The organism is Aeromonas sp. QDB25 (assembly GCF_027707725.1).
GTDB lineage: Bacteria > Pseudomonadota > Gammaproteobacteria > Enterobacterales > Aeromonadaceae > Aeromonas > Aeromonas caviae.
The window spans coordinates 1-3,940 of the sequence record NZ_JAPCIZ010000147.1 but is presented as its reverse complement, the minus strand read 5'-3'; the positions used below and the strand labels follow the sequence as shown (position 1 = coordinate 3,940).

General features: G+C 57.5%; 4 protein-coding genes. All 4 read right to left on the bottom strand.

What is annotated here, in order from left to right:
- Window positions 1–508: 508 nt before the first annotated feature.
- Complete coding sequence (locus PG883_RS22750) at window positions 509–1,831, bottom strand: PD-(D/E)XK nuclease-like domain-containing protein (RefSeq protein WP_270808315.1); 1,323 nt, start codon at window positions 1,829–1,831, stop codon at window positions 509–511.
- Between the two features lie 73 nt (window positions 1,832–1,904).
- The gene (locus PG883_RS22745) at window positions 1,905–2,723 is read right to left on the bottom strand and encodes a hypothetical protein (RefSeq protein WP_114522816.1); all 819 of its coding nucleotides are present in this window, start codon (window positions 2,721–2,723) and stop codon (window positions 1,905–1,907) included.
- A gap of 303 nt (window positions 2,724–3,026) precedes the next feature.
- The gene (locus tag PG883_RS22740; protein WP_114522817.1) at window positions 3,027–3,752 is read right to left on the bottom strand and encodes a thioredoxin fold domain-containing protein; all 726 of its coding nucleotides are present in this window, start codon (window positions 3,750–3,752) and stop codon (window positions 3,027–3,029) included.
- Window positions 3,749–3,940 (bottom strand): hypothetical protein (locus PG883_RS22735; RefSeq protein ID WP_270808313.1); only part of this gene is annotated, 192 nt, incomplete at its 5' end. The genes PG883_RS22740 and PG883_RS22735, both read right to left, overlap by 4 nt.

The following is a 3,940-nucleotide window of genomic DNA, read 5'->3' as shown; positions in this document are numbered from 1 at the left end:
GCCGTTTACTTGGCGAAAAATGCCCGTCGAACCAAGCAGCGAAAATCGATACAGAACAGGACCTTAGAAGGAATTTCAAATGAAGTGTTTTCTTAAGGTCCTGTATATGAATAACGTCTATCCGTGATCGCACGGAGGAGTAATGCCAGTACGTGAAAGACTCTACCACATTGCCGGTCTAAGGACAGCCCAGTATGAGATGCGAGCAAATGTCCTGCGAGGACGGCGAGAGAATACCGAGGGAGCGTGACCTGGCAGGTACTGGCAAGCGAGTTGGACCTAGAGATGCGGAACGGACGTCGTTATAATGCGCCCACGTAATGGCTACCTGTGCAATTACGAACCAAAGACACAATTAAAACCCATTCTCTTGGGCAAAACAGCACATTTTAAAGGCGAGCTCCCATGCGGGGCTTGCCTTTTCTTTTGCAAATTGTCTCGGGAGGACTGTGAGGGTGATGAGCTCACCCCCAGGAGAGTCACTGTCATGGGTCAGGTTGGATTGTGGCTACCAGTCTAAAACCATGGTGGTCTGGTTGGGGTTGTAGCCGTACCAAAAATCCCGGCTCTTACAGAATTGCAGATCCTGCATCATCGAGCGGCGGTTGTTTTCAGCCCGCACCCGCACCCTCTCCGAGAACTCAAACACCTCACAGTTGTCCATGTCGGCAAACTCCACACAGACGAAGCTAAACCCGCGCAGTTGAATGCCAAGCAGCTTGGCGACGTGGGTATAGAAGGCATCCTGCAAGTCATAGCCAAGGTCGCGAGCCTGATAGGTGAAGCGATCCGGGTTGGTGTCACGGGTGGTTTTGAGGTCCACCGAGATGAGGTCGTAGCGCAGCCAGTCGAACTTGGCCTTCACGAACATGCCGGTTTCCGGATCCTGAGCAATCATGGTCAGCTCCGCGATACCGTCACGCAGCAGGGAGTCAGCCCGCATGTGGCGGCGTACCGAGTCACGGGCGCGATGGGCGTCCTGATAGGTGATGGGGTCGAGCACGAACTCATTCATGTAGGCGATGCAGGCGGGCAGGGTCATCACCCGCGCCTCATGCACCGCTTGCAGGTTGTGATGTGTCACCAGTGTCGGGTCGATGACGATCAACTGGGCATACAGGTCGTCCAGATCATCGCTCACCGGGGTGAGGCCCTTCTTGGTGCAGGCACTCTCGTAGTCCTTGAGGGACAGCAACGCCTCCGGATAGTCAGCCGGGTTGGGCTTCATCCACGGCAAACCGAGCTTGCGGAACCGCTTCATCAGGTGCTCATGGGCCAGCACATCGAAGATCTGGTCGGCCATGGCCGGGTCGGCTGCCAGCAGCTGCTCAATCAGGCCGGATTTGAGCGTGCCCTTGGGCTTGAGCCCACGCTTCTCGATGGCGGCCTTGAGGTCAGCGACGGTATGCAGCGCCTGTGGGTAGTCGATGGGGTTGAGGTGATACCAGTAGAGGTCGGCGCAGCGCTCAGGCTCAAGAATGAGGCCATGGGAGACAGTCCCGGTCATAAAGGCGGTAGCGGTGGAGGCCGACTTGGCACGGCTCAGGGGAGCCACATACTCGCGATAGTAGAGTGCGGGTGACTGAGCAAATTTCTTGAGCTTGGAAGAGCTGAGCGCCGGGATGGCGTGATAGTCATCGTTATCCACGTCGGCATAGATGCCAGGGACCGGGTTGCCCTCGCGGTCGAGGAAGTTAGGGGTATTCCACTCCGAGTCATAACCCGGCTTGATAGCGTTTTGGAGCAGGGTGCGTGCGCCACTGGCAGTGGCTTGCTGACCGATAATCTGCGAAGAGAATGTCGGTTGGTTGGTATCAAGACTGTTCATCATGCTATCCATAAAACCCCCTGATGTCTGTTTGATAAATATTACCAACAGATAAAAACGCCAGCAAGCAATATTTCTATAACCCGAAGTCATTAAAGTCAAAGGCGCAGGCTTTGGGCTTGGGCGGCTCATACAGGGTCAGGATTGTGTCGGCTAGACGCGGGTTACCAGCCGCCTCCATCAGGGTTTCGATGGTAGAGGGGATAGCCTTCACAGAGCGAAAGCGGCGCAGGGAGCCCGATAAGGTAGCGGTGAGGCGCTGGCGCTCCTGCTGGCACTTCTCAACGATGCCGTTATGCGCCTCCAGCAGCCGGAAGTAACCGCTGAAATCGGTCGGGAACGGGAAGCGGGAGTTGATCTGCCATTTCATCATGAACCGGATAGCGACGTTGAGCATGAGCCCTTTGATGGTCCTCTCGTTCTGCTCGACTCCGCCGTAGCACTCGGCGTTCTGGTAGTCGATGGCGGCATCCAGCTGCGAGCGGTCAATCAGCGCGTAGGTGTACGGCTTGGTCTCTTTATAGCGGGTCAGCCCGATGACGACGGCGGCCACGTTGGCAACAGAGCGGTCGGCCGTGGCGGACGGCACCAGATCATAACCCACCTCGTTACCGTGGTAGGTGAAGTCGTCGCCGTAGTAGACCAGACAGCCCTGCACATGCAGGCCGGTGGCGTTGAGCGCCTTGATATAAGCCGTGGGGGAAGGGTCAACCTCTGCGGTCAGCTCGTTGTTCACGCTGCGGCGCAGGATGAGCAGACAGTCTTGAGGGTTGAGTTGAAGGTCGATCATCGCTTCCTGAACAGCCTGAAGGCTGTACGGGTTGGCTTGTGCGGCATTCACGGTCTGGCCCTGGAACTGGGCGGTGATAGTAGTGAGTTCAAGACCCGCGATCATGTGACCTCCGAAAACATGTTAACTATACATAAACGCTATATGTAAGCGTTTATGAAGTCAAGCGGTTGACCCAGATAATCACGAAACCGGGTGCCAAGGATTGGAGAAGGCTGCCACCAGGGAGCACGGCGCGTAGCTGCCGTCCTTCGTGGACTCTGAGCCTGTCCGCGCGGCCGACGAGCCGGGCCTGGAGGAGGGCGTAGGTCGGACAAGACGCCCTTGATGGCCGCACCCGGAGTGAGGTGAAAACGGAGAAAGAAAAGGGCCCCGCGAGAAGGCCCTTGGAGGAGTGAACGCGCAGGATCAAGCGGTGGGAACGGCCAGCATTTTGATAATGTCCTCCACGGAGTGATAGCCCGTCACCAGATGACCACCAGGCAGCATTAGGGTCGGGGTACCTTGCAGGCTGACCTTCTGGCCCAATGCCCACCCCTTATCAACTGCATTGCCCTTGGCGCACTTGGCGTTCGGCACCTGTCCGCCAAGGAACAAGGCGGAGATGGCTTCACGCGGATCGGCCGCGCACCACGCAGAGCTCATGTTTTCAAAGCTAGGGGTGCCGGGACCACTGCGGGGGTAGGCAACGTAATGGACAGTGATCCCCTTGGCGGTGAGCTCAGGCACTTGGGAGTGGAATTTTTGACAGTAACCGCATGTCACGTCAGTGAAGACGACCACACTGGCCTTCTCTTTGGGGGCCTTGAAGGTCATGGCAGTGCCGTCGGCAATCATCGTTTCGGCCTGCCGCCAGCTCGCCGCCACCGTCAGGTTGGTCGGGCGGTTGTTCTTATCGAACTGCACGGCTTGGCCAAACAGCATGATGTCGCCGTCCGGGGTGGCATAGACCGTCTCACCGTTGATGGACATCTCGATGAGGTGCTTGCTCAGGCGCTGCACTTTGTCGACCGCGATGTTGCGGGCTTTCATCTTGGCGGCGATGGCGTTGAGTTCCGTGTCGTCAGATGCTGCCGTGACGGTGCCCGCCATGGACAGCGAAGCCAGCAGCAGAAAGGTGAGGGTTCGTTTCATGCGGTGGCCTCGGGCATGGCGCTATTGTGTTCTTCGAACATCACAACCAGCTCCATGGCCAGTTGGGAGTCAGCGCGGGCGTGGGTGATCAGCTGGGGTTGAATCCCATAGTTGGTGACGAACACGTACCAGCTCCCGGCGAAGATCTCCACCTTGACGTCCTCGCTGGACATCAGGGTAAGAGAGCG

Bases quoted from the DNA above. Each gene is read 5' to 3' on its own strand.
- PG883_RS22750 (WP_270808315.1), bottom strand. From the start codon at position 1,831: ATGATGAACAGTCTTGATACCAACCAACCGACATTCTCTTCGCAGATT.
- PG883_RS22745 (WP_114522816.1), bottom strand. From the start codon at position 2,723: ATGATCGCGGGTCTTGAACTCACTACTATCACCGCCCAGTTCCAGGGC.
- PG883_RS22740 (WP_114522817.1), bottom strand. From the start codon at position 3,752: ATGAAACGAACCCTCACCTTTCTGCTGCTGGCTTCGCTGTCCATGGCG.